The 24,029-nt window shown below is 57.9% G+C and carries 21 protein-coding genes; 10 read left to right on the top strand and 11 right to left on the bottom strand.

Going from position 1 to position 24,029, the window contains the following annotated elements; all coding sequences use genetic code 11:
• Nucleotides 1–60 precede the first annotated feature (60 nt).
• Complete coding sequence (locus ACQUQU_RS03605) at nucleotides 61–573, bottom strand: YgjP-like metallopeptidase domain-containing protein (RefSeq protein ID WP_430461887.1); 513 nt, start codon at nucleotides 571–573, stop codon at nucleotides 61–63.
• Entirely contained in the window at nucleotides 570–1,457 is an 888-nt protein-coding gene (locus tag ACQUQU_RS03610; protein WP_430461888.1) for a LysR family transcriptional regulator, read from the bottom strand. Before ACQUQU_RS03610 ends, ACQUQU_RS03605 begins: the two co-directional genes overlap by 4 nt.
• 131 nt (nucleotides 1,458–1,588) lie before the next feature.
• On the opposite strand from ACQUQU_RS03610, the gene ACQUQU_RS03615 reads away from it, so the two are divergent.
• Complete coding sequence (locus ACQUQU_RS03615; RefSeq protein ID WP_430461889.1) at nucleotides 1,589–2,362, top strand: ferredoxin--NADP reductase; 774 nt, start codon at nucleotides 1,589–1,591, stop codon at nucleotides 2,360–2,362.
• Nucleotides 2,363–2,446: 84 nt separating this feature from the next.
• On the opposite strand, the gene ACQUQU_RS03620 is transcribed toward ACQUQU_RS03615, so the two are convergent.
• Nucleotides 2,447–3,010 (bottom strand): MarR family winged helix-turn-helix transcriptional regulator, encoded by a 564-nt coding sequence (locus ACQUQU_RS03620; protein ID WP_430461890.1) that lies wholly within the window; start codon nucleotides 3,008–3,010, stop codon nucleotides 2,447–2,449.
• Nucleotides 3,011–3,139: 129 nt separating this feature from the next.
• On the opposite strand from ACQUQU_RS03620, the gene ACQUQU_RS03625 reads away from it, so the two are divergent.
• The 4 genes from ACQUQU_RS03625 (at nucleotide 3,140) to ACQUQU_RS03640 (ending at nucleotide 6,926) form a co-directional block, all read left to right on the top strand.
• A complete protein-coding gene (locus ACQUQU_RS03625) occupies nucleotides 3,140–4,018 on the top strand; it encodes a DMT family transporter (RefSeq protein ID WP_430461891.1) in 879 nt (292 codons plus the stop codon).
• A gap of 91 nt (nucleotides 4,019–4,109) precedes the next feature.
• Nucleotides 4,110–4,565, top strand: a complete 456-nt coding sequence (locus ACQUQU_RS03630; RefSeq protein ID WP_430461892.1) for a hypothetical protein — start codon at nucleotides 4,110–4,112, stop codon at nucleotides 4,563–4,565.
• 131 nt (nucleotides 4,566–4,696) lie between these two features.
• Nucleotides 4,697–5,761: a phospholipase A gene (locus ACQUQU_RS03635; protein WP_430461893.1), complete on the top strand. Its 1,065-nt coding sequence runs from the start codon at nucleotides 4,697–4,699 to the stop codon at nucleotides 5,759–5,761.
• 40 nt (nucleotides 5,762–5,801) lie between these two features.
• The gene (locus tag ACQUQU_RS03640) at nucleotides 5,802–6,926 is read left to right on the top strand and encodes an ATP-NAD kinase family protein (RefSeq protein WP_430461894.1); all 1,125 of its coding nucleotides are present in this window, start codon (nucleotides 5,802–5,804) and stop codon (nucleotides 6,924–6,926) included.
• Between the two features lie 139 nt (nucleotides 6,927–7,065).
• Here the strand turns inward: ACQUQU_RS03640 and ACQUQU_RS03645 are convergent, their stop codons facing one another.
• Nucleotides 7,066–8,961, bottom strand: a complete 1,896-nt coding sequence (locus tag ACQUQU_RS03645) for a methyl-accepting chemotaxis protein (RefSeq protein WP_430461895.1) — start codon at nucleotides 8,959–8,961, stop codon at nucleotides 7,066–7,068.
• A 212-nt stretch (nucleotides 8,962–9,173) separates the two neighbouring features.
• Between ACQUQU_RS03645 and ACQUQU_RS03650 the strand changes: the two genes are divergently transcribed.
• The 3 genes from ACQUQU_RS03650 to ACQUQU_RS03660 all read left to right on the top strand — a co-directional run bounded on the left by ACQUQU_RS03650 (nucleotide 9,174) and on the right by ACQUQU_RS03660 (nucleotide 13,268).
• A complete protein-coding gene (locus tag ACQUQU_RS03650) occupies nucleotides 9,174–12,017 on the top strand; it encodes a ricin-type beta-trefoil lectin domain protein (RefSeq protein ID WP_430461896.1) in 2,844 nt (947 codons plus the stop codon).
• A gap of 454 nt (nucleotides 12,018–12,471) precedes the next feature.
• Complete coding sequence (locus ACQUQU_RS03655; protein ID WP_430461897.1) at nucleotides 12,472–12,594, top strand: hypothetical protein; 123 nt, start codon at nucleotides 12,472–12,474, stop codon at nucleotides 12,592–12,594.
• Between the two features lie 140 nt (nucleotides 12,595–12,734).
• Nucleotides 12,735–13,268 (top strand): cytochrome b, encoded by a 534-nt coding sequence (locus ACQUQU_RS03660; protein WP_430461898.1) that lies wholly within the window; start codon nucleotides 12,735–12,737, stop codon nucleotides 13,266–13,268.
• Nucleotides 13,269–13,390: 122 nt separating this feature from the next.
• Here ACQUQU_RS03660 and ACQUQU_RS03665 read toward each other — a convergent pair whose 3' ends face one another.
• From ACQUQU_RS03665 to ACQUQU_RS03690, 6 genes are all read right to left on the bottom strand, one after another.
• A complete protein-coding gene (locus ACQUQU_RS03665) occupies nucleotides 13,391–13,909 on the bottom strand; it encodes a DUF1439 domain-containing protein (RefSeq protein WP_430461899.1) in 519 nt (172 codons plus the stop codon).
• Nucleotides 13,906–14,844, bottom strand: coding sequence for a bile acid:sodium symporter family protein (locus ACQUQU_RS03670; protein ID WP_430461900.1), 939 nt, complete (start codon nucleotides 14,842–14,844; stop codon nucleotides 13,906–13,908). Before ACQUQU_RS03670 ends, ACQUQU_RS03665 begins: the two co-directional genes overlap by 4 nt.
• 55 nt (nucleotides 14,845–14,899) lie before the next feature.
• Nucleotides 14,900–15,667 (bottom strand): SDR family oxidoreductase, encoded by a 768-nt coding sequence (locus ACQUQU_RS03675; protein WP_430461901.1) that lies wholly within the window; start codon nucleotides 15,665–15,667, stop codon nucleotides 14,900–14,902.
• Between the two features lie 150 nt (nucleotides 15,668–15,817).
• Nucleotides 15,818–18,628: an insulinase family protein gene (locus ACQUQU_RS03680; protein ID WP_430461902.1), complete on the bottom strand. Its 2,811-nt coding sequence runs from the start codon at nucleotides 18,626–18,628 to the stop codon at nucleotides 15,818–15,820.
• Nucleotides 18,629–18,653: 25 nt separating this feature from the next.
• Entirely contained in the window at nucleotides 18,654–18,914 is a 261-nt protein-coding gene (locus ACQUQU_RS03685) for a hypothetical protein (RefSeq protein ID WP_430461903.1), read from the bottom strand.
• A 65-nt stretch (nucleotides 18,915–18,979) separates the two neighbouring features.
• Nucleotides 18,980–20,818, bottom strand: coding sequence for an EAL domain-containing response regulator (locus tag ACQUQU_RS03690; RefSeq protein WP_430461904.1), 1,839 nt, complete (start codon nucleotides 20,816–20,818; stop codon nucleotides 18,980–18,982).
• A gap of 156 nt (nucleotides 20,819–20,974) precedes the next feature.
• Here ACQUQU_RS03690 and ACQUQU_RS03695 point away from each other — a divergent pair, with 156 nt between their 5' ends.
• Both ACQUQU_RS03695 and ACQUQU_RS03700 read left to right on the top strand, forming a co-directional pair.
• A complete protein-coding gene (locus ACQUQU_RS03695; protein ID WP_430461905.1) occupies nucleotides 20,975–21,517 on the top strand; it encodes a helix-turn-helix domain-containing protein in 543 nt (180 codons plus the stop codon).
• Between the two features lie 39 nt (nucleotides 21,518–21,556).
• Nucleotides 21,557–23,602 (top strand): response regulator, encoded by a 2,046-nt coding sequence (locus ACQUQU_RS03700; protein ID WP_430461906.1) that lies wholly within the window; start codon nucleotides 21,557–21,559, stop codon nucleotides 23,600–23,602.
• On the opposite strand, the gene ACQUQU_RS03705 is transcribed toward ACQUQU_RS03700, so the two are convergent.
• A complete protein-coding gene (locus ACQUQU_RS03705; protein ID WP_430461907.1) occupies nucleotides 23,584–23,988 on the bottom strand; it encodes a hypothetical protein in 405 nt (134 codons plus the stop codon). The two genes, ACQUQU_RS03700 and ACQUQU_RS03705, sit on opposite strands and share 19 nt — an antisense overlap.
• Nucleotides 23,989–24,029 lie beyond the last annotated feature (41 nt).

A 24,029-nucleotide genomic window follows, 5' to 3' on the forward strand; every position in this document is an offset into this window, starting at 1 on the left:
GTTTTTCTGAGCGCGGCCAGCGTGCTTTTCTTTATTCCAGAGTCCGGTGCTTCCGGCCGTTTACCACAGCTCGCCAAAGCGGTCGCGGTGGCACAGGTACAAACGCAGATCGAATTCCAGCTGGTGGTAATCCGGTTCCATGTAACAGCACAGTTTATAAAAGGCTTTGTTGTGTTCTTTTTCGCGCAGGTGCGCCAGCTCGTGCACCAGAATCATTTTTAATAACGGTTCGGGAATGCGGCGGAACAGCGACGAAATGCGGATTTCATTTTTCGCTTTCAGTTTGCCACCCTGTACCCGCGACACAAAGGTATGCAGGCCCAGAGCATTGTTGATGACGTGAATTTTGTCGTCGTAAATCACCTTGCTGATCGGCGGTGAACTGCGCATAAACTCGTCTTTTAAATCCTGCGCATAGTCGTACAGCGCGCGCTCGCCACTCAGGGCATGGGCAGCCGGGTATTTCTTTAACAGCAGGTCGCCGGTTTTTCCGGCGTCGAGTAAATCCTGTACCTGTTGCTGCAGCTGGGCGCTGTAGCCGTTGAGATAATTGGGCTGACGTTTCTGGTTCATGCCTTGTTTTCCTGACACAGCGTCAGCCAGGCGTCGATGCCGGCGCTGCGGTATTTTTGTTTGTGCACGATCAGGTACAGCTGCCGGCTGAAGTCGCGGCCCGGTACCGGCAGGTGAATCAGGCTGCCGCGGCGGAATGCGTCAGACAGGGTAATGGTGGATAAACAGCCGATGCCGAGTCCGGCTTCGACTGCGCGCTTGATGGCTTCGGTGTGCTGCAGTTCCAGCGTAATCGTGAGGTCCGGCAGCAGGCCGTGCATGGCGCGGTCGAACGCCTGACGCGTGCCGGAACCGGCTTCGCGCAGGATCCATTGTGCCGCGCGCAGGTCGTCGTCGCTGACGCGGCGGCCGCTCAGCGCCAGCGGATGCTGAGGGTGACAGAACACCGCCAGTTCGTCGCCACGCCACGGCAGAATGTCGAGATCCGGGTGGTTGATCTCGCCTTCGATCAGGCCCACATCCAGTTCGTAGTTCAGCACCTTGTCGGCGATCTGGCGGGTATTGCCGACGTCCAGCGTGACGCGAGCCTGCGGATAGCGCGCCATGTACTGCGCCATCAGGCCCACGGCCAGATAGTTGCCGATCGACAGGGTGGCGCCGACGTTCAGCGGGCCGGCCTCGGCGTGCTGCATCAGGCTGCGTTCAAAATCGCGCGCCTGCGCCAGCAGGGCTTCGGCTTTCGGGCGCAGCAGACGGCCCTGTTCGTTAAGCTGCAGGCGCTTGCCGATGCGGTCGAACAGCTGCAGGCCGAACTGGTTTTCCAGATCTTTCAGCGCACTGCTGGCGGCACTCTGTGACATCGCCAGTTCGTCGGCGGCGCGGGTCAGGTTCTGTTCGTGGGCGATGGCCACAAACACTTCCAGCTGGCGGAGGGAATAGCGCATGACGGCGTCCTGTTTGGGTTTTGTTATCAGTAAAACCGAAAACGATTATTCGTATAATCTGATTCTTCGATATTGTTGCCGGGAGTAACCTGTGAGGCAAGTTAATTCAACAGGACACAGCAGGCACCATCATGAGCAATCTGATCCGCGAAACCGTCACCAGCGTTCACCACTGGAACGACACACTGTTCAGCTTTACCACCACGCGTAATCAGGGGCTGCGTTTCAAGAATGGCCATTTCACCATGATTGGTCTGGAGGTAGAGAACAAACCTCTGCTGCGTGCCTACTCCATTGCCAGTGCCAACTATGAAGAAGAGATGGAGTTTTTCTCCATCAAAGTGCAGGACGGTCCGCTGACTTCACGCCTGCAGAAACTGCAGGTAGGTGACGAGATTCTGGTTGGCACCAAGCCGGTGGGCACCCTGATTACCGACCACCTGCTGCCGGGCAAAAACCTGTTTCTGCTGAGCACAGGCACCGGTCTGGCGCCGTTTATGAGCATCATCAAAGACATCGACGTGTACGACCAGTTCGACAAGGTGATTCTGACTCACGGCGTGCGTTATGTGTCTGAGCTGGCCTACCAGCAGCGCATCGAGAACGAATTGCCGGACAACGAATACTTTGGCGACGTGGTGCGCGAAAAACTGATTTATTACCCGACCGTAACCCGTGAGCCGTTCCGCAATCAGGGCCGTCTGACCGACGCCATTACCAGCGGCAAGCTGACCCGCGATATCGGTCTGGCGGATCTGAATCCGGAAACCGACCGCTTCATGCTGTGCGGCAGTCCGGCCATGCTCGACGACCTGACCCGCATTCTGGATGATCTGGGCTTTAAAGAAGCCCGCGGTGGTCAGGCCGGTCACTACGTGATTGAGCGCGCGTTCGTCGAGAAGTAACGCTTTCACGCCTCCCCTGTGTGCGCCTGCGCTGGTTGTGACGGAATCTTGGCCCGTCATGATGAGCGCAGGCTTTTTTATGCCTTATTCAAAACCTGCCAGCCAGCGTTTGAGAATGTCGTTCAGCTGACGAATATCCTCGGCGCTTAACGCGCTCATCAGATGCGCTTCGTTGTCGACATGGTCGCCCACGGCTTCACTGATCAGGCGAAAGCCGTCTGGGCTCAGCTTCACCAGCAGACTGCGGCGGTCATCCGGGTCCGGCAGACGTTCGATCAGGCCGCGCTTTTCCAGATTGTTGAGGCGGTTGGTCATGGCCCCGGACGACAGCATGGCCGAGCGGAACAGCTGGGTGGGTGTCAGGCAGTAGGGCTTGCCGCTGCGCAGCAGGGTGGCCAGAACGTCAAATTCTCCCCAGATCAGGCCATAGCGTTTGTGATGCGTCTCGATGCCCTGTTGCAGATGGGTGGTCAGGCGTTTCAGGCGGCCGATGATGGCCATCGGTTCTATCGCCAGATCCGGGCGTTCCTGCCGCCACTGGCCGATGATGAAATCGACGTGGTCTGCCTGGACGTGGTCTGTCCGGACCTGCTCTGCCGTAAGGCTGCCGGTCTGAACCTGCTCTGTTGTCTGATCCTGTTCGCTCATGGTGTCGCTGAATGTGCCTAAGCCCGGAAATCCCTGCAGTTTGCCGGGTAATTATCTTCACGTAAAGATAACTTGCATTTGAGGCCGCCCGAACTTATCTTTGCGTTAAATATCTTAATGTGAAGATAAATGATGACAGCGAACACCTCCTCCTGGCTGATGGCCATTCTTGCTCCACTGCTGTGGGGCACCACCTATTCGGTGACTCAGGCCTGGCTGCCCGGCGCCGACCCTGTGTGGCTGGCCACACTGCGCATCGCCGTGCCGGGTCTGCTGATGCTGCCGCTGGTGCCGTTCAGCATCTGGCGCAGTCACGGTGGCCGCATTCTGTTGCTCAGTACCCTCAACATCGGGCTGTTTACCGTGCTGCTGTTTGCCGGCATTCAGCGCCTGCCGGGCGGTATGGCCGCCACCCTGACCGCCAGTATGCCTTTGCAGCTGCTGGCGTTTCGCGCCTTGCTTGGTCAGGCGCCGACATTGATGCAGCTGTTGTGCGCGCTGGGCGGTATGGCCGGAGTGGGCATGCTGGTGTGGCAGGCGCCGGCGGAGCCCGATTGGCTGGGCGTGGCGTTTTCGCTGCTGGCGGCCACCAGTATGTCGCTCGGTGTGTTGCTGGTACCACGTCTGGCCGGTGATGTGCGGCCGCTGGTGCTGACCAGTGCCCAGCTGGCCGCGGCCGGGGTGGCCTTACTGCTGCTGATGGCACTGACAGGGCGGCCGATGCCTGAACTGGATACCGGCGGTGTGCTGGCCTTGTTCTGGATGGGGCCTGTGACCATGGGGCTTGGCTATCTGATCTGGTTCCGCTCGGTAACCCGCCTGCCGCTCGACAAGCTGGCCTTTCTCGGGCTGATCAATCCAGTGGTGGCGGTGTTTGCCGGCGTGCTGTTCATGCACGAGCAGATTACGTTGCTGCAGCTGGTGGCCATCGCACTGGTGCTGGCCTGCGTGTTGTTGGCGCAGCATCCGGCGGCATCGCGCGTGCGTCTGCAGGCAAAAAGCGCGTGAGCCAGAACTGGCACACGGCCTGCAATACTCCCGTCTGACGTGCTTATTCGCCGGTTTTCCGGCGCAATGAGGCTTAACAGATGACGGGAGAATGACAATGCCGGGACAAGGTACTGTTGAAGACGTACTGCGCAGCCTGAATTTTGCTCAGGATGTGGGTAAACGCATCAAAGACGCGAATTACGCGCTGGATAAAACCGACCTTAAACAGCTGCTGGCCGAGCTGACGGCGTCCATCGCCTCCAGCAAGATGGAGCTGAGCCTGCTGGCGGGGGTGTGCGAGGCACGGGATGCCGAGCTGATCCGCCTGAACGAAGCGCTGGTGTACCGCGGCAATCTGCGCCGTCGCGGCGACGGTTACTACAAAACCGTGGACAACCGCCCCTATGGCCAGCCGTATTGTTCCTACTGCTGGGAGCAGAATCAGAAGCTGATTCACCTGCACAGCCGCATTCTGAGCAAAGACATTCGTCTCTGCCCGCACTGCAAAAACGAGTATCAGGCCATCCGCACGCCGTATCTGGAAGCGGAAGGCTATACCGTCTGACCCATCGTCCGCCGGGCAGAACAGAGTGTCGCTCTGTCCGGCGCGCATTTTACCGGCCAATGCGCCGGATCCGGGCCGGTTTTCGTCTGCTTTTCGTCTATAGTACAGCCTCCTCAGACGGAGCTGTTGCGATGCCCAAATTCCGGATTTCCCCGCTGATTATTTCCTGTTTGCTGCTGTGTGGTCTGCACCAGACGGCGCTGGCCGATGACGATGGTTCGTCTGCTGACCCTGAAACCGAAGCCAGCGGTGAACTGAACCTCGATCTGTCCGATCTTCTGCCGGCCAAAGGCGAACTGAAAACAGAAAAGAAGGAACTGGAAACCATCGCCGATGAAGAATTCACCGAGAGCATGAAACAGCTGCCGGGGCTGGTGGAGCGTCTGCGCATCGAACAGCTGGCCTCGGACAGCCCTTATGTGCTGTTACCGCACCGGCCGAATTACGTGCTGCCGCTGACCTGGCAGGCGCGTCCCAGCGATAAGGAACTCGACCGGGTATTGCAGCACTATACCGGTGACCCGGATGCCGGGCGTGAAGCCGGCAACGACCACTTTGAGGCGGTCTTTCAGATCAGTATCAAATACCCGGTGTCGACCGGTCTGTTCGGTAAATTCAGTAAAGTGGAAGTGGCCTACACCAACCGTTCCTTCTGGCAGGCCTACAACGGCGATATTTCCCGCCCGTTCCGTGAAACCAACCACGAGCCCGAGCTGATTGTGTCCTGGGCGCCGGAAAACCGTTGGGTCGATTATTTCGCGCTGGCGCTGAATCATCAGTCCAACGGTCAGACCAGCTCGATGTCGCGCAGCTGGAACCGGGTGATTGTGCAGACCGCCTCACTGGTGCCGACCGGCGTGGTGTCGGTGCGCGCCTGGTGGCGTATTCCCGAAACCAGCAAAGCCGACCCGTGGGATCCGCAGGACAACGATAACCCGGACATTGACGATTACATGGGCCCGGGTGAAATCAATTACATGCACGTGATCGGCAATCAGACCCTGAGCCTGATGGTGCGCAATAACCTGAATCCGGATGAAAACCGCGGCGCGGTGGAACTCGGCTGGAGCTTCCCGCTGAACCGCAAAATCAAAGGGTACGTGCAGTATTTCAATGGTTACGGCGAGAGCCTGATCGATTACAACCGCTATCAGGAACGCATCGGCGTGGGCATCAAACTGAGTGACTGGTTCTGAGCTGCGATATACTGGCGCCCGTTTCAACCTGAGTTAACGCATGTCTATGATCACGCTGGGACTGATTATTAACCCCTTAGCTGGCATTGGTGGCGCTGTCGGCCTCAAAGGCTCGGACGGTGCTGCCATCGTGGCGGAAGCGCTGGCCCGCGGCGCCGAGAAAAAATCCGCCCGGCGTGCCGCTCAGGCGCTGAGTGTGCTCAGTGAATACCGCGACCGTTGCGAATTTCTCACCTGCCCCGGTGATATGGGCGAAGCGCTGGTGAAAGAGCTGGGTTTTTCTTACCGTCTGCTGAATATTCCGCTGGAAACCGTTAATACCTCGGCTGACGACACCCGCAAAGCAGCGCAGGCCATGCTGGCGGCTGGTGTCGATTTACTGTTATTCGCCGGTGGCGATGGTACGGCACGCGACATTTGCGCCGTGGTGGGTGACAGCATTCCTGTGCTCGGTATTCCGGCCGGTGTGAAAATTCACTCGGCGGTGTACGGCATTACGCCGGCGGCGTCCGGCGAAGTGGTGCGCAGTCTGCTCGACGGCAAACTGGTCGACATTAAAGAGGCGGAAGTGCGCGATCTGGACGAAGACGCTTTCCGCAACAATCAGGTGCGTGCGCGGCATTACGGTGATATGCGCGTGCCGCAGCAGGGCCATTTTGTGCAGGCCGTAAAACAGGGCGGCGTTGAAGTCGAAGAGCTGGTGCTGGCGGATATTGCCGCCGACATCTGCAACGATATGGAAGACGATGTGCTGTACCTGATCGGCTCGGGTAAAACCACGCAGGCGATTATGGAAGAACTGGGCCTGCCGAATACCTTGCTGGGTGTGGATGCGGTGCTGAACCGCGATCTGCTCGCCGCGGATGTCAGCGCCGGCCAGATTCTGGAATTACTGAACCAGCATCCGCAGGCGCAGGCGGTGGTCAGCGTTATGGGCGGGCAGGGACATATTTTCGGCCGGGGTAATCAGCAGTTCAGTGCTGAGGTGCTGCGTAAAATCGGCAAGAAAAATATCCGCCTGATTTCCACCAAAACCAAAATTGCCGCGCTCGACGGACGCCCGCTGATTATCGACTCCGGTGATCCGGAACTGGATAAACAATGGGCGGGCACCATGGAAATCACCACAGGTTACCGCGACCGGATTGTGCATACACTGAGCTGACCGCACAGAAAACAGAACGCGTCGAAAAACAGAACGCAGGCAATAAAAGAGAGCGCAGGCAATAAAAAAACGGCACCGGATTAAGGTGCCGTTTTTGTTTCCGATGAAATGTTGCAAATGCTCGGCTTTTCAGCGCCGTTTAATTCACCACAAATTTTTCAACCGTCTGATTCAGGCGCGATGCCAGTTTCGCCAGTTCGGCGCTGGCCAGTGCCGCCTGTTCCGCCTGAGATTTACTCGACGACGCCAGATCGTTGACCCGCACAACATTGCGGTTAATTTCTTCGGCGGCGTAGCTCTGTTCTTCGGCGGCGGTGGCGATCTGAGTGTTCAGGTCGTTAATGCTGCTGATGTTGGTGTAAATGGTTTGCAGGGCATTGCTGGCATCGCGCACCCGTTCAATACCGGTTTCGGCACGGCTGCGCGATTTCATTACCGTGCTCACCACACCTGTGGTACCCCGGTTAAATTCGGCAATGGTGCTGCGGATGGATTCAGTGGATTCCTGCGTGCGGCTGGCCAGAGTACGGACTTCGTCGGCCACTACCGCAAAGCCGCGGCCCTGTTCGCCGGCGCGGGCTGCTTCAATGGCGGCGTTCAGCGCCAGCAGGTTGGTCTGCTCGGCAATGCCACTGATTTCACCCAGAATCGCCCCGATGCTTTCGCTGTCTTTCTGCAGTTTTTCGATGGCGTGGGTGGCTTCCAGAATTTCCTGATTCAGGGTTTCAATTTCGCCACGGGCTTCTTCTGAAATGCGTTTGCCGCGCACCACTTCCTGATGCACTTCATTCACCGCCGACGCGGCCTGTCCGGCATTGGCGGCAATATTCTGAATGGTGGAGGTCATTTCGTTCATGGCGGTGACCGCCTGTTCGACTTCATCCTGTTGCTGGCTGCTGGCACGACCCACTTCGTTGGTGATGGAGGACATTTCTTCGGATGCTTCAGCCACCTGGTCGGCCCCGGCTTTAACCTGACTGACGGTGTCACGCAGGGTATTGATCAGCGAATCGAAGGCGTACGACAGAATGCCGATTTCATCGCCGGATTTGTGCGCGGTCATGTGGGTAAGATCCAGATCGCGGGCAATGCGCTGAATTTTATGCGTGATGTCTTCCACTGGCCGGTAAATGGCGCGGGATACCAGCAGGGTCAGGCTGGCGACAATAATAAAGGTGGCAATAATACTGATGGCCAGCAGGGTATAGGCCTCTGACTGACGGGTTTCGTGCTCGCCGGTGACGTAGGCGGTTAATTCGGCAAATACGCCTTCGGTTTCGTGGATTGCACTGCGCATATCGGCCTGCAGGCCTTGTTTTTCATCCAGACCAATTTCCTGTTCTTTGGCGAACAGGGCCAGGAATTGTTTTTTATAGCTCGCCAGTTTGGCAGCCACATCGGCATTGCCGGACAAGCTATCGCTGCGGTTGATGGCGTCTTCCATGCTGCCAACACCGGTGTTGAACTGGTCGATGTATTTGGCATCGCGGCGCAGCATGAAATCTTTTTCGTGGCGGCGCAGCATCAGCATCTGGTACAGCACTTCGTAGTCGCCACTGGCGTTGGCCACCGACTCAATATTGTGTACTGCTTCGCGCAGACCACCGTATAAACCGCTTTTCGGATCGAGGCCGATTTCGGTCTGCACCTGCGTCAGGCGTACAAAGGTCGCGGCGTATTGGTCGACCTGCTGGCGTAAGGATTTGGGCAGATTGGCATTGAGGCCCAGTGCGGCCATGTCCGTAGACAAGGCTTCAATATGATCGTCGGCCTGCGTCAGCGCAGCCCGAAAGCTGTCTGCGTATTTCAGATCTTTGCGCATCATGAAATCTTTTTCATAACGGCGCAGCTGCAGTATGTCGGCCGACAGGGTTTTCTGCTGGTACAGAAGGTCAGACAGATCCGCGAGTTGCGAGAACTGGCGCACGCTCAGGGCGGAAGTGCAGATCAGACCCAGTACCACCAGAATCAGAATCAGACTGTGTTTGTTTTTAATACTGACGTTATCAATAAACATGGCGAAAACCTGGTGCATTGCTTTGCCCTAAGCATAGTTCAGGCTGGGGTTTCGCCCAGTTTCTGCGCGGGTTACGCCCTTCTTGGCCTGCTGGTGGCTACAGGCGTTGTGCGTATCCCATGAAGGTTACAAACAGGCCAGACGGCCGGGGCTGGCTTTTCATGTCCTATCCGCGGGTATCGGCCTGTTTTAAGTTGGTACGTACGTACAATAATAAGCAGGATCTCACCATGAACCACCAACCCGTTAACCCAGCGCCGGACGTGCATTGCCGGCCGGCGCTGCGGCGCAGTCCGACCGCCGTTGTGGCGCTTACTGCGCTTTTTCCGCTTCTTTCTCTCTGTTCGCTGCTGCCGTCAGCGGCCGCCGCCCAGACCACTCACTCGGTGCCGGCGGCTGCCTCCGTGCAGATTCAGAGCAAGGTCGTGGCTGGCCAGACCGATAAAGTATTCGCCGATACGCTGGGGCGTGAAGTCAGCTTCCGCGGCTTTAACGTCTCCGGCGAGGCGAAGCTTTTGGAGTCGGGTTTCCGCGCTTTTAAAACGACCGACGATGCCCGCGACAGCCTGAGCCGTATGCGTCGCCAGACCGGCGCTAACCTGATCCGTTACACCCTGGCCTGGGAAGGCGTGCAGCCGCAGCCGTGGACGGTGGACGAGGCGTATCTGGCATCGGTAACCGGGCAGATCGCCGTCGCCGCCGATCTTGGCATCTATGTGCTGCTGGATTACCACTCCGACCTCTACAGCCGCCACACCTTCACGGTGGACTCGGGCAATACCGGCAATGGCGCGCCGGCGTGGGCCGTCAGCGATGTGTATGGCAAGGACGACTGCGGTCTGCCGTGCCAGCTGACCTGGGCGGCGCACAAGCAGTCGGATTCGGCGGTGCGTAACGCCATCCGCGGTTTCTGGTACGACCATTGGGCGCTGGATCAGACGCTGAACGACATTGAGCTGCTGAATCCGGCGGCGGGCGTATGCCTCGACGTGTCGGGGGCGGACGCCGCCAACAGCACGGCGGTGATCGGCTACGCCTGCCACGACGGTGCCAATCAGCGCTGGCAGTACCGACAGGACGGTACTCTGCGTACCGCGTTGAATACGGACTTTTGTCTCGATGTGGCGGACGCCGATGGCAGTGCCGGCACGGCCGTGCGCCTGTATCAGTGCAACGGCAGCCAGGCGCAGCAGTTTATGGCCGACCGCGAGGGGCGTTTGCACAGCCTGCTCGACCTGAACCTGTGTGTGGCACTGAACAGTTCGCTGGCGCTGGCCGATTGTGCCTTTACCGGCAGCAGCGCACTGGCTGCCCAGCAATGGCTGATCCGCGAGGGTGACAACCATGCGGCGGCGGAGCTGACCTATGTGCAGAGCCAGTTTGTCTGGCAGCTGGGCGAAATGCTGGAGTATCTGAGTCTGCATCTGACCGCAGAACAACGCCGGTTTGTGCTGGGCGTCGATCCGATTAATGAGCCCTTTGATGGCGGCATCGGTGCCATGACCTACGCCGACTGGGACAACCAGCTGCTGTGGCCTTTTTATCAGCGCGTACGGGCCGAGATGGACGCCCGCGGTTGGAACGGAACGCCTGTATTTGCCGAACCCAATGTGTTCTGGAGTTCCATTGCCGGTGTCGTAGCACCCGCCACCGGCGGGCATTATCTGAGTTATCAGCCCGGTGACGGCTTTGTCTTCAACAGCCATTTTTACGATCAGGGGCGCATGGGCACCAACGATTTATCGGTGGCGCGCAATGGCAGTTATTTCGACAACCTGAATCTGATCCGCGACGAAGCACGGTATCTGAACATTGCGCCGTTTTTGTCAGAGTTCGGCATGTGGCTGGACGGCTATGGCCACACGGACACCGAGCGGGTGGTGAACGGCACGTATCAGGCGCTGGAAAGCAGCGACAGGGCGCAGTCGCAGAATCGTTACGTCGATTTCTACACCCCGCTGATCAGCGGCAGTCAGTGGCAGTGGGATTACTACTACGACAACCATTACGAATATCAGAATGGCAACAGCTCTGAACTGAAAACCACAGACGACGCCTGGAACGGTGAGAATTTTTCTGTGGTGGCGGACTACGGACAAAGCTACAACGTGGCGCCGGAACTGGTACAGCGTGCCTACCCGCGGGCGGTGCAGGGCAAGGTGCTGCATTTCGCCTATGAGGGGCTGGTGCCGGACGAAGCCGGTGATGTCATGAGCTGGCACAGCATCCGCGCCAGTCTGCCCGGCGTGTTTACCGACCGTGAATTCTTCCGCGACACCGCCTTTGCCTTTCTGGCCTGGCAGGGGCGCCAGTCGGATGCACCGACCGAAATCTACTGGCCGGCGCACTACGACATTGCCGATCTGCTGGTGATTACCGACGCCGGACTATTCGCCGCGGCGGATCTGCCGTCTGTGCCGGCACAAGATGCGGATGAAGTGGTGCGCATTGCCGATGCCGGTTCTGATTCCGGCAACCGGATTCTGATCTGGGACGATGTGAGTGCAGCCGAAGACAGCGGTTCGGTGCATTTCGCATTGCTGGTGAACGGTGCCGGACTGAGCCATGACGAGGAGCTGCAATTGCAGGCGGCTGTCAGGGCCTCGCTCAGCAGCGGACAGAGTCCTGTGTATCTGACTGGCAGCATGACGCACAGTGGTTACGACGACGACAAGGGCACCTCGGCCTCGGGTTTTGCGCTGGTGAATAACGATACCGGTCTGTGTCTGGATGTGGCGGGCGGCTGGACCTGGAACGGCACCAATGTGCAGTCGTACACCTGCAATGGCAGTAAGGCACAACGCTGGTATTACGACGCCAGCACGGGCTATCTGCGCTCGGCGCTTAATACGGGTAAGTGTCTGGATAACGGCGGGCAGATGTTCGACGGCGGTAAAGCTGTGTTGTGGAGCTGCAACGGCAACAACATGCGTTGGGATAGAAGCGGCAACCGCCTGCTGCCGCGTCTGAATGCCGGCTTTGCACTGACTGCGGATGGCAGTTCCGCGAGCTCGGATGTGCGGGTCAGAACCGGCTCAGCCAGTGTTCGTCAGCAGTGGACTCAGCGTTTCTGATGCTTCGTTAGGTGCCGTTTGGGGCTGGTTTAACCTTTGGTGCTCAGCCCCGTTTTCTGCCCCGGTTTTCCACTTGATCAGGCAGCGGAATGGGCAGAATAACTGTTTTAAAATAAGTATAAATACTAGGTAAATTATCATGGTTGTACCATTTTACTAAACATTACCGGTCTTAACAAAATTGCTACAACCTGAAAATTCCAATAGTTTTCAAATGGTTATTATACTGATGATAGGTTTGATAATTATTAATAACCCTGTTATGTCTATGGGTGTACTTCAAAGTGCCGGATGCTTTGTTTAGAGTGCGCCCCGTCGTAAACCCTTATCATTTGTAGTCGTTATGAAGTGCTGCTTTTGCAATGAATTCGTTCTGCAGGGAATGCCCATCACAGTGCCAGGAACCGGCCCCGCTCACCGTGTCTGCTACGACAAATTTTTAATTGATCAGCGTGTGTTCGGTTCTCTGAACCTGAAGCGCTTAACCGACCGGGAGTTGGATGAGCTGCACGATCTGGTGCTGATGGAGCGCAATGCGCGCCAGCATCAGAACGTGGCGGTCGACCTTTGGGAGTGATGCCTGTTTACAGGCGTCTGTGCGGCTTGGCTTGTTTACCGCGCTGAAAAGAATCGTAAAAGGCATGACCTGCGCCTTGGGGAAACAAAGGAAAGGCGTATACTCATTTCATATTACTTAGTAATTATAAGGAAATGAGAATGAAGCAACCTGCCGATCAATACAGCCTCGCCACCAAACTGCTGCACTGGGGCTCTGCCCTGGTGATTTTCGGTTTGCTGGCCGTGGGCCTCATTATGGAAGAAATGCCGAAAGGTCCGGAAAAGTTTGAACTCATGGGTCTGCACAAATCCTTTGGTGTGCTGGCGCTGATTCTGATTCTGGTGCGCATTCCTGTGCGTATTTCCAACCCGGTGGCTCCTCTGGCCGGCACGCCGCGTGGTGATGTGATCAAAGCCAAGGCGGTGCAGGGTATTCTGTATCTGCTTATGCTGATTATGCCGCTCAGTGGTCTGCTGATGAGTCAGGCGGGTGGTCACCCGGTGGCCTTCTTCGGTCTTGAGCTGCCAATGTTGATGGATAAAAACGAAGACCTGCACGAGTTCTTCGAAGGGGTGCACGGCACGGCGGCCTGGGCACTGATCGTTGTGCTGGTGGCGCACATTGGCGCAGCCCTGTTGCACCACTTCAAAATGAAAGACGACACCCTGAAGCGCATGAGCCTGAAAGGCTGATTCAGCCTTCGGCGTCAGACATAAAAAAACCGGCGATTGCCGGTTTTTTTATGTCTGTTTAATGCCTGCTTTTTTAGCAACACCTTAAGAGCGCAGGTTATTCGCGAGTGGATAATGCTTAATTACAAGCTCAGAACCAGTACCACCGAACGCTGCTCGATGCGCATGCCTTTCAGCATCATGCGCGCCAGATTTTGCGTCATTTCCTGATCACTTAAGGTGTACACCGGCTGATTGCGCAGCGCAGGTGTCAGCGACTGTTGCGCCAGTTCAATCAGCTGGGGCTCAAGTTCCGGTGCCACACCGTCGATGCTTATCTGGCGGATAACCGGGTCTTCGATGTAGAAGCTGTAATCCTGATTGTTGTAACGCACCTTGCCGTCGAGTGTCACTTTGCCCCGGCTTTGCAAACCGAAACTGGTGATCAAGCGGGCATCGGCCTGAATGCGCAGCCGGTCTTCGCCGTCGATCAGGGTCAGTACGGCATTGCTGATTTCCAGGGTGAATAAACCGCGCTGCTGCGTGACCGGCAGGCGGGCATTAATTTCCTGCTGCAGCTGCTGTTCGCTCAGGCGAACTTCATAAGCCGACGCCATCAAGGGCATCAGCAGGGCGGTGATCAACAGAACACGGCGCATCATTTGAGGGCCTCCTGCACGGCGCGCACGCGTCGGTCGGTCTGCCATTTCCAGAAGGCGGCCAGCAGCGAACCACTGATGTTGTGCCAGACGCTGAACAGGGCGCCGGGCAGGGCGGCCACCGGGCCATAGAATTTCAGTGCCAGTGCCACCGCCAGCCCGGAATTCTGCATGCCCACTTCGATGGCGATGGTGCGTGCAGCGACTTCGGTCTGTCCAGTGGCCCGGGCAATGACGTAGGCCAGCAGCAGTCCGGACAGGTTATGCAGCACCACCGCCAGCACCGCACTCATGCCCATCACCGAAATTTCATCGGCGTTCAGCGCCACTATGATTGCGATGATCAGCAGAATCAGCACGCTGGAAATATCGGGTAAATGGGCATTCAGACTCTGCCCGACCTGAGGCAGAAAACGATTGCAGAGCAGGCCGGCTACAATCGGCAGCACCACAATCTGGGCGATGCTGAACAGCATGGCCTGAGTGTTGACGGCGATGCTGGCGTCGGCGTAAAGCGCGACCAGCCAGGGCGTCAGCAGCACACCGGCCAGCGTCGATACCAGCGTCATGCTCACCGACAGCGCGACGTCGCCACGCGCCAGATACGTCATTACGTTGGACGCCGTGCCGCCGGAGCAGGCGCCGACAATGATCAGACCGATGGCCAGTTCCTGCGGCAGAGCCAGCAGTTGCACCAGCAACCAGGCCAGCAGCGGCATCAGAATAAACTGCAGCGCGACACCCAGAGCCACGCCCTGTGGTTTGCGCCATACCCGGCGGAAGTCAGCCCAGCGCAGGGTCAGACCCATGCAGAACATGACGATGGTCAGCAGGGGCACGATGGCGTCTTTCAGGCCGGTAAGACTGGCAGGATTGCCCCACGCAAACAGGCTCACCAGCACAGCGAACAGCGGAAAATATTGATTGATCGAAAACATGCGGGTCCTCCGGAACAGGTGGCTATGGTAACCCAGCCACCACCGGATCTCAGCCTTAACGGTTGAGCATGCGCACCATGGCGCGGGTAATGGAACGGGGCGATAACTGCCCCAACTGATACAGCAGGCCGAAATGCAGGCTGACGGTACGGTGGGTTTTTGCCGATTCCGTCTGGCGCACTACCGCTTTGGCGACGTCGTCGGCGTTTAAATGCACGCCCAGCCGCTTCAGTACCGGCGCCGATTCTGCCTGCTCGTTCAGCATCGGCGTCGACACAAACGGCGGCATCACGTCGCAGACATTAATATCGTATTTTTCCCACTCCAGCTGCAGTGCTTCGGTCAGACCGCTGACCGCGAATTTGGAGGCCGAATAGCTCGCCAGACCGGGAATGCCATAGGTCGCCGAGGCCGAGCTCATGTTCACCACCAGAGCACCCGGTGTGGCTTTCAGAAACGGAAAAGCCGCCTGACAACCATTGATTACGCCCATGACATTGATGTTCATAATCTGCTGGTGACGCTCGGCGCTGATGGCTTCAAAGCGCCCGATCGACAAAATACCCGCGCAGTTAAATAGCAGGTTCAGCTGGCCGTTATGGCGCGCGGTAAAATCGGTCAGGGCATGGCTGAACTGCGCCTGATTGCACACATCCAGCGGATAACAGGTGACGCGGGCGTGATCCCAGTCAAAGGTCAGCTGACGCAGAGCCTCGGTGTTGATGTCGGCCATGGCCAGCGTCCAGCCCCGGGCATATAACGCACGCGCCGTTGCCAGGCCAATGCCGGAGGCTGCACCGGTAATAAAGGCAGTTTTGCTCATATTGTTATTATTCTCGCTGTTAAGAAGCCGGAGCGGCTGTCAGTGTTTTACCTGCTGCACTCAGCGCGGTAAACCTTTTTTGCGCAGCGCGGACAAATAGCAGACAAAATAAAAGCCGCATCAGCGGCTTTTATTTTGCACGGTGCGACGTCAGAAGCGCGACAGGGTATCGCGGTCGACGCTGTTCAGGTCCGGCCAGTCCGTCACGCGGCCACCCTGAGTGAGGATAATCCACGGCTTGGCCATATCGAGAATCGCGTCCTGATACAGCGAACGAATGTTGTCGCGGGTCACCTTCATCACTTCGGCAGCGATGGCGCTGTTGGTATCGAAGCCGGTACGGCCAACGTCGATATCACGCCAGAAGCGGGCAGCTTTTTCGTTCATGTTTTTCGGCTTTTCGGTCAGCAGGGTGACCAGACCCTGACGGTAGGAATTGAACTCCTCGTCGCTCATATCGGCCAGCTGCTTTTCGAAATCGCTGAAGAACAGCATGCTCTGGTCCAGAATTTCCTGCGGTGAGGATTCCGGTGACTGCACGATGAAGGCGAGACCCGGAACCGTCTGCTGCGGGAACGGCGTAGCGAACACCACATACCCCATCTGCTGTTCGGTGCGGATGCGCTGATAATAAGGCGAGCTCATGATCTGGCCGAGCAGGGCATAGCGGGCGCGGTTGCGGTCGGAGGTTTCCTGACCCTGCACGTACAGCACAATGGCTTTGTCCTGATGATCGAGTTTCAGGTTTTTCTGATACTGACCATCCGGCGCGCGCACGATTTCCGGCAGCGGCAGCAGGGCGCCGGTGGCGGGCAGGGCGCGGTTCACAACATCGGCCAGCGTCTCTGCCTGGCTGCGGCTCTGGTTGCCGTGCACGTACATCTGCACCGCAACGTTCTCCGGCAGTTGTGCCGCAAAAGCGCGCACGTCGTCGGCGGTCACATCCTGCAGCGCGGCCAGCAGATCGTTCTGGTCAAAGCTCGGCTGATACAGCCAGCGTTTCAGAACCGCCAGTTCACGCTCAAACGGTTTGCTCTTCAGCTGGTTTTCCAGATTGCGCTGCAGCGAAGCTTTGTACTGGGCGAATTCTTCGTTGCTCAGACGGATGCCGCTCATCTCACCCAGAATGCGTTCCAGAAGCACCGGCATTTTGTGCTGATAACCACCCAGTACCAGTTCCAGACCCCGACCGGACGCCGTCAGGTTGTAGGTCAAGCCGGCCAGATACGCCGGATAGCTGTAGGTGTTCAGCGCTTCATTAACGGTGCGCGCGTAGAGCTGGGCAATGACGCGCTCACGGGCCGAGTTCTGGACGGCGGCTTTCTGCAGCTGCACCAGTACGCGGGCTTTCGGCTGGGTAAATTCGTGTTCCGGGTAGTACCACAGGCGACGGCCGGGCTCATCGATCAGCAGGGATGGCGTCGGCTGCGCGGTTTCACCATGCAGGGTGAAATCGGTCGGAATAAACGGGTTTTCCGCCGGCAGGTGCAGGGCGTTCAGACCGTCGGTGCTGACGTCTGCCGGCTGATAAGCGGCCGGGCGGATACGGATCGGGGTGTCGTACCACGGATCTGTGGTGTCGGTAGTCACGCCCGGTGCAATCAGGGTGCGCAGCATATTGCCGGCCGACAGCGAATCCAGATACGGCTGCAGGGCTTCGGCCGTGATGGGCTCCCAGCGGTAATCACCGTAAATGGTGTCTTCTGCCGGATACACCAGCATATTGGTGCTCAGACGAACCGCGTAATCGGACAGATTGGTCTGCTCCATAAAGCGGAACGACAGGTCGCTCAGCTGTTGCTGTTCGGTCAGCAGGTAAGCCGGCAGCGGCTCTTTCTTCAGCAGGTCGATGTACACCATCAGAGCCTGAGTGATGTTATCGATGTGCAGCAGTCCATTTTTGGTCAGTTGTACCTGCACAACCAGCGTGGTTTCTGAGGCGGTGCTGAGCGAGCGTCCGGCGCTCAGGCCTTCCGCCCAGCCTTTTTCCTTGAGGAAGGCCAGCAGGCTGCCTTCGCCTTCGTGACCAATCAGGTTGGACAGCACTTGCACCGGTTTCAGGCGGTATTTGCTCTGGGTTTCCGGCATCGGAAAGGTGAACTGCAGGCGACGGATTTCTTTGACCGGCTCGATGTTCATATCCAGCGGCAGCTGACCGGCGGCGAACAGCGGCGGGTTTTGGGTGCGGGCTTCGGTCTTGCGTACCGGCACATCGCTGAAATGGGATTTTGCCCATTTTTCCAGCTGGTTCAGCGGGTAGTTGCCGGCCAGAACGGCGGTCATACGGTCGGCCGAATAATGCGCCTTATAAAAGGCCAGCAGGTCGTCGCGTACTTTGCTGTCACCGCGGTCGGACAGGGTATCCAGATTGCCGGTAGCGAATTTCGCGTATGGGTTGTCCGGATTCATGGCCTGTTTTTCGGCGGAGAAAATACGGCGGAAATCGTCTTTTTTCTTCGAGCTGTATTCAGCGTTTACCGCGTTCTTTTCACGGTCAACGTAGGCTTCGTCGAAACGCGGGGAAATAAAGAAAGGAGCGAAGCGGTCGAGCGCACCACTCATGGCGTTATTTTCAATTTCGAAGAAATAGGTGGTTTGCGTCTGGGCGGTAAAGGCGTTGTGTGTACCGCCGTGACGGGTGATGAATTCCTGATATTCGCTGGAATCCGGGTACGGATCTGTGCCCAGGAACAGCATGTGTTCAAGGAAATGCGCCAGCCCTTCGCGGCCTTTCGGATCATCACCACTGCCGGTATCGACAGTGACCGCCGCCGCGGCTTTTTCGGAGTCAGGCGTGCTGACCAGCAGCACCCGCAGGCCGTTTTCCAGCGTCAGGTAACGGTAGCTGAACGTATCGGCCGGGCTCACGATCACGGTAGGGTCGGAATTGAATCGGATCATAGAAAATACGATGGCAGCCAGAACGATGATGAAAAAGGTCCAGTAACGTAACGACAGCATGCCTGCTCCTTAGCGTGGCAAAAAATTAGTGGGCAGTTCCGTTTTGACGGGCGATGCGCTGCGCGTCGGCCAGCGTATCGTGTGCCGGATCAAGTTCGGCAATCTGGTTCAGACTGTGACGTGTGCTTTCGAGTTCCGCCATCATCAGGGCAAATTGCTGTTCGAAGGCAGTGTCGATCACTTGATAAAGTGCGCTCACCGGGTCTTCATTGGCCACGTTGGTGGGGGTCTTGAGGGCTTTCAGACAGGCCAGGGCAATCTGATGGTAGGCTTGATCTTTGTTCACGATAGGGCTCCTGTATTCAGGAGCCTATCATATCCCAATCAGCGCCCGAATGATGCGGGCGCGGCTCAGCCAATTTCACCGGCGGGCGAAAACCACTGCAGCTGATCGGCGGTAATGGCGGGCGACAGAAGGCCACCGGCCAGCCAGTCGACGTTGGTCTGGTGGGCGGATGCCAGTGATTCGGTGTCGTCCATGCCCGGTGCGAAAATAATCAGGCCATTATCGTGAATACGCTGCAGTAACCGACGGCTTTGCGGCAGCGATTTGCTGCTGCGCATGTGCGTCAGGAATTCCGGTGCCAGACACACGCCCTGAATCGGTAACGACAACACCTGTCGCGAGTTCACAAAGCTGCGGCCGAAATTGGCGATGAACAATGAACAGCCACGGGCACGTAATTCATCGCGCCAGTTGAGGTCGTCGGCGCCTTCGCTGAGCACGCAGTCTTCACCCAGCACCACAGCGCATTTCGGTGCCTGTTCGCGCTTCAGCAGCACGCTGGTCAGTGCGCGGATAGCATCCTGACTGTGTTCGGTAGCACTCACCACCAGTTGCAGTTCGCGGTTGAAATCGGCCTGCCACTGAGCGCAGATATCCTTCAGCCAGGCGTCCCAGTCGCCGTCGCGGCAGGCATCGCCCGGCACACTGAGGGCGACCAGTTCGCCGTTCTGATTGAATACCGGCACTACTTTATGGCGGTTCACACTGCTGGGAGCGCTGTTGGTATCGGTCTGCACATCCGCCTGCTGCGTGCGGCTGCGCATTTTGACGCTGAGCCCCAGACGCTGGCGCAGCCAGTCGTCCCATTCATTAATATGCGCCGGTTTGGATTCAATGGTGATCTGAGGTTTCAGCACCATGTTCTGGCCCTGATAACTCATCGGCTCGTCAAAATCTTCGCGGATAATCTGGGCCAGCCGCTCGGTCTGTTCGGCGGACAGCACCGATGGCTGCAGAATCAGGAAGGTGCCGGCCTGCGGCGAGTAGATTTCGTACAGGTCGTCGGTTGCTGCCTGAAGACGCTCGTAACAGATGGCGGCCAGATCTTTGCTCATGCTGTCGCCGTTGGAAAAGGACACCACCATCAGATGCGGCTCAACCCGAGAACGGTTGACGGCAATCTGCAGACGGTCGAGGTGATGCTCGCCGGAGTAGCGGTTGATCTCATCGCGCAGGTCGCGCACCGGATCCAGATCTTCCGCCACCCAGTTGCACGAGCACAGACGGTACTGGTCACCAATCGGCGCAATGGCCATCCACACCTGATGGCGGGTGCCGCCGGGGCCCGTGAGATTAAAATGGCCGAGCCATGTTTTGCCTTCTTCTACCTGCCGGGTCACTTCGGTTTCCAGTGTGACCGGCATATCCGATAAGGCCGAAGCAAACAGGTTAATGCCGAGCAGGTCTTTCTCCTGACATTCCAGTGCCGAACACATGGGCGCGTTGGCGAGGCGGACAATCCAGTTGCTGTCGGTCAGCAGCGTAGGCTGATGCCCTTGAAGTTCCTGACTGAGCAGGTTCATGCGGGCCAGCAGCTCATGCTGTTTGATGCCTTCTTTAATATCCATGGCCAGCAGCAGGTTGTCCCACGGCTTGGCCACAAAACGATGCACGTCACCGTCCTGCCAGGCGCGGCGCAAGCCGCTGTAGTCGACCTGTCCGGAGAGCAGCAGGCGGTACGTGGTGGGCGAAATCTGGCGGGTTTTATGGCACAGCGTCAGACCATCCATACCCGGCATTTTAAAGTCCGAGATCATCAGATGAATGTCGTGCCGTTCCAGAATGGTGAGGGCCTCGTGGCCGTTACTGGCTTCGAAAATCTGATAGGGCTCAGCCCGCAACATACGCCGGATGGCGTGAATGATTCCGGCTTCGTCATCGACCAGTAAAATATTCCTTTGCATTGATTCCTCCACGCTGGCGCCTGTGTCCGGACTCTAGCATTTCCCCCGCAAACCAGCACGGTTTCTGGCGTGCCGAGGAAAATGCTGTTTTCTCCTTGCAAAGGCGAAAGGCTATCTATACTGACTCCAGTGTAGTTGTGAATTCGAGATCGTGCCGTGAGGGATAAACAAGCCTTAACCACTGGTGAAGTTGCCAAATACTGCGGTGTGAATTTCCGTACCGTCATCCGCTGGATTGAGCGAGGTCACCTCGAAGCTTACAAATTGCCCGGTCGCGGTGATAACCGTATCCCGGTGAACAGCTTCATTACATTCCTGCAGGACAACAACATGCCGGTTCCCGATGAACTGGCGTTGGGCGGCCGCACTATGGTGTTGCTGGCCAGCAGCGATGAGTTGTCGGCAGATTTAGCCTCTTTTATCCGCCGGGCCGGATGGGAGCCGATTGTGACGGTTGATCCGATCCGTTTCGGTTTTCTGCTGGCCGAGCATCAGCCGGGGGCAATTGCCGTGACGTCCGCCTGCCATGCGGAATCGGTGGCTCGGTTGCTGCGCGACGGTGAAAACCGTGACACGCTGATGCTGCTGATAACCGCCGAAGACGATGCGCGGGCGCTGCCGGAAGGCTGGAGCCGCTATCTGTGGCCGAAAGATCAGTCAGGGCTCACGTCCCTCCTGAATGGCAGTGCGGCAGCCTGATACTATTCTGCGGATTATCCCTGACGTGCAGGATGCGCGATGGACTATCTGATTGCCGTAACGCTGTTTCTGGTGCTGCTGATTGCAGCCCTTTTATTTGTGATCCGGAAGTTGCAGCGTGCGCTGACTAAAGCCCGCCGCACGGAACACAGATACCGCCTTCTCTGGCAGAAAATCCCCGACGTTATTACCGAGCTGGATACCGCCGGCCGCATTCTGAGTGTGAATCGTCTGATGGACGGTTTCAGCATGGACGGCGTGGTCGGTAAGTTGGGCCGTGATCTGCTGATGCCCGATCAGGTTGAAATCTTCGAGCAGAATCTGGCTCATGCGCTCACCACGCTCACACCGGCTGTGTACGAAATTTCCCTCACCGGCGATGCCGGGCAGGTTAGCTGGCTCAGAAATCAACTGGTGCCGGTGCAGGAGTTCGGTGCACTGACCGGCGTACTGGTGATCAGCACCGACATTACCGAGCCGCTTCAGGCCCGGGAGATACTGCGCCGCGAAAAAGTGGCGGCACAGGAAGAAAGCCTGTCGAAAAGCCGCTTTCTGGCCAGCATGAGCCATGAAATCCGCACCCCCATGACCGGTCTGATTGGTATGGTGTCACTGCTTGAACAAACCGAACTCACCACGGAACAGCAGGGCTTTGTGCGCATTATTCAGCAGTCGTCAGACCACCTGCTGAGTATCGTCAACGACATCCTCGACAGCTCCAAAATCGACGCCAATATGCTCACCATCGAGCAGGAGGTGTTTTCGGTGCGGGAGCTGGTGGACGGTCTGCTGAGCATGATGGCTGCGCGGGCGCGGGAAAAAGGGCTGGCCATGCAGTCGTTTGTCGATCACCACATACCTGCCTATCTGCTGGGCGATGCCGTGCGCATCCGCCAGATTCTGATGAATTACCTGACCAACGCGCTTAAGTTCACCGAGCAAGGCCATGTCTTGCTGCGTCTGGTGCTGGTCAGCAGCCAGCAGAGCAGGTTGCGTATCCGCTTTTCAGTGGAGGACAGCGGCATCGGTATCAGCACCGAACAGGCGCGTACGATTTTTGATGAGTACAGCACCGCCCATGGCCGGCTGTCGACGCTGGCGGGAGGTACCGGGCTCGGACTCAGTATTTGTCGCCGGCTGGCAACCCTGATGGGCGGCCGTGTCGGGGTGGCCAGTTCAGTGGGCACCGGCTCTCACTTCTGGCTCGATCTGGAACTGGCGGCGGCGGTGGCCGAAGACGCACCGGATTCAGAATCCGAAGGGTTACAGGATCTGGCCATCTGGGTGCTGGATGAGCTGCAGGTCAACCGCTCGCTGGTGGTGTCGGTGGCGCGCCATATTCCGACCCGGGTGCGTGAATTCCCGGAATTTGTGCAGGTGGAGCTGGCGTTACAGAAATCCGAGGCACCGGCGGTGCTGATTGTGGCCGAGCGCATTCTGCATCAGCACGAAGCCTCGTTCCGGCAGCTGGCAGATAAAGGCGTGCGGCTGGCTGTGACCTCGGCGACCGCGGCGGTACCGGATGAGCGTCAGCTGGCGGCCGTTGGTGCCAGAGCCTACTGGGATTGGCCGGTCGGGCAGGAACAGTTACGGCGCATGCTGATTCGTCTTTTGAAAGATGAACTGCCGCCCTATGGCGTTATGACCCGCTTTGATACAGCCCGACGCAAAGCCACGCAATCACCGCTGGCGGGTGCCTCGGGTCTGCGCGTTCTGCTGGCGGAAGATAATCTGGTGAATCAGAAGGTGGCGGCGCAGATGCTGCGTCGTCTGGGCTGTGACGTGGTGGTCTCGGCGGATGGGCGTGCGGCGGTCGAGCAATGCCGTCAGCACAAGTTTGATCTGGTGCTGATGGACTGCCACATGCCGGTTATGGATGGCCTCGAGGCCACCCGCGCCATCCGTGAGCTGCCGGGTTGTGAGCGGTTACCCGTGCTGGCGCTGTCGGCGGATGTGATGGCCGAGCAGAAGGCAGCCTGTGAAGCCGCCGGTATGAACGGCTACCTGACCAAGCCGGTGCGGATCGAAGATCTCAGAACCGCACTGGAACCGTATCAGGCAGGTGCTCAGAGTGCGCTGCCGTAAGGGATAAAACGGTTGTCGGTGAGGCTCTTGAGCTCGCGGATGGCCGTTTTCTCAGGCAGCTGACCGCTCTCTTTCAGGTAGCGGAAAATCCAGATGGCCGGATTGCGCGCGCCACATTGCCAGCCAGAGAAGGCGTTTTCCGCCAGAGTGAAGAAGGTGGCCAGTGGGAAAAGCACTGTTTCCGGTAACGAACGGATCACGGGTTTCCAGCTGTCTTCCGGCAGTTTCAGCCAGCCCTGAACCTGGCTCAGCACGTCATCGCCCAGGTCGCTGCGCACCGCGTCAGCATTGGCGCGCATCGCCTCGGCGGCAGCGGCAAAACGGAGCAGCAACTGGCTGTCGATGGCGTTGGCTTGAGTGGGGGCGGGTACCCAATCATTGATCATTGGCATGTGCCTCGGGTCTTTATTCACGTAAGGGCGCCTAG

This window comes from Thalassolituus sp. LLYu03 (assembly GCF_050507655.1).
Classification (GTDB): domain Bacteria; phylum Pseudomonadota; class Gammaproteobacteria; order Pseudomonadales; family Oceanobacteraceae; genus Venatoribacter.

What these genes read in the sequence shown, in the direction of transcription:
- ACQUQU_RS03605 (WP_430461887.1), bottom strand. Translation starts at nt 573, where the DNA reads ATGAACCAGAAACGTCAGCCCAATTATCTCAACGGCTACAGCGCCCAG.
- ACQUQU_RS03610 (WP_430461888.1), bottom strand. Translation starts at nt 1,457, where the DNA reads ATGCGCTATTCCCTCCGCCAGCTGGAAGTGTTTGTGGCCATCGCCCAC.
- ACQUQU_RS03615 (WP_430461889.1), top strand. Translation starts at nt 1,589, where the DNA reads ATGAGCAATCTGATCCGCGAAACCGTCACCAGCGTTCACCACTGGAAC.
- ACQUQU_RS03620 (WP_430461890.1), bottom strand. Translation starts at nt 3,010, where the DNA reads ATGAGCGAACAGGATCAGACAACAGAGCAGGTTCAGACCGGCAGCCTT.
- ACQUQU_RS03625 (WP_430461891.1), top strand. Translation starts at nt 3,140, where the DNA reads ATGATGACAGCGAACACCTCCTCCTGGCTGATGGCCATTCTTGCTCCA.
- ACQUQU_RS03630 (WP_430461892.1), top strand. Translation starts at nt 4,110, where the DNA reads ATGACAATGCCGGGACAAGGTACTGTTGAAGACGTACTGCGCAGCCTG.
- ACQUQU_RS03635 (WP_430461893.1), top strand. Translation starts at nt 4,697, where the DNA reads ATGCCCAAATTCCGGATTTCCCCGCTGATTATTTCCTGTTTGCTGCTG.
- ACQUQU_RS03640 (WP_430461894.1), top strand. Translation starts at nt 5,802, where the DNA reads ATGTCTATGATCACGCTGGGACTGATTATTAACCCCTTAGCTGGCATT.
- ACQUQU_RS03645 (WP_430461895.1), bottom strand. Translation starts at nt 8,961, where the DNA reads ATGCACCAGGTTTTCGCCATGTTTATTGATAACGTCAGTATTAAAAAC.
- ACQUQU_RS03650 (WP_430461896.1), top strand. Translation starts at nt 9,174, where the DNA reads ATGAACCACCAACCCGTTAACCCAGCGCCGGACGTGCATTGCCGGCCG.
- ACQUQU_RS03660 (WP_430461898.1), top strand. Translation starts at nt 12,735, where the DNA reads ATGAAGCAACCTGCCGATCAATACAGCCTCGCCACCAAACTGCTGCAC.
- ACQUQU_RS03665 (WP_430461899.1), bottom strand. Translation starts at nt 13,909, where the DNA reads ATGATGCGCCGTGTTCTGTTGATCACCGCCCTGCTGATGCCCTTGATG.
- ACQUQU_RS03670 (WP_430461900.1), bottom strand. Translation starts at nt 14,844, where the DNA reads ATGTTTTCGATCAATCAATATTTTCCGCTGTTCGCTGTGCTGGTGAGC.
- ACQUQU_RS03675 (WP_430461901.1), bottom strand. Translation starts at nt 15,667, where the DNA reads ATGAGCAAAACTGCCTTTATTACCGGTGCAGCCTCCGGCATTGGCCTG.
- ACQUQU_RS03680 (WP_430461902.1), bottom strand. Translation starts at nt 18,628, where the DNA reads ATGCTGTCGTTACGTTACTGGACCTTTTTCATCATCGTTCTGGCTGCC.
- ACQUQU_RS03690 (WP_430461904.1), bottom strand. Translation starts at nt 20,818, where the DNA reads ATGCAAAGGAATATTTTACTGGTCGATGACGAAGCCGGAATCATTCAC.
- ACQUQU_RS03700 (WP_430461906.1), top strand. Translation starts at nt 21,557, where the DNA reads ATGGACTATCTGATTGCCGTAACGCTGTTTCTGGTGCTGCTGATTGCA.
- ACQUQU_RS03705 (WP_430461907.1), bottom strand. Translation starts at nt 23,988, where the DNA reads ATGATCAATGATTGGGTACCCGCCCCCACTCAAGCCAACGCCATCGAC.